Here is a 297-nt window from a genome sequence, read left to right as displayed (position 1 = left end):
GTGGCACCTCACACGCAGCACCAGGCGGCGGCTTATAAGGATAACGGCGGGAACAAACTGGGCGGATCTACCTATTCGTTCACTACCTCTGATGGGGCTAAGGTCGACCATACCGTATACCGTACTATTCGCATTCGCGAATATAATATGTATCTCGTAAATGCCGATGGCACCGAGACGATGGTCGACGAGAACCTCGAGCCTATCAAGGGCGCCAACGCTGCCAAGGGCGAGAGCGTGAACGAGCCGAATTCTCCGGGTCTCACTTACCTGTTCTCCAAGGGCCTGAACAAGCAC

1 protein-coding gene is annotated in these 297 nt (G+C 54.9%); it reads left to right on the top strand.

The features are described from left to right. The coding region (locus tag PZH32_RS13105) for a hypothetical protein (RefSeq protein WP_275208688.1) at nucleotides 1-297 on the top strand (297 nt) is incomplete at both ends.

The sequence above is a fragment of the Adlercreutzia equolifaciens genome (assembly GCF_029076695.1).
GTDB lineage: Bacteria > Actinomycetota > Coriobacteriia > Coriobacteriales > Eggerthellaceae > Adlercreutzia > Adlercreutzia equolifaciens_A.
The sequence above is the reverse complement of the archived record's forward strand: the minus strand, read 5'-3'. Positions and strand labels throughout refer to the sequence as shown.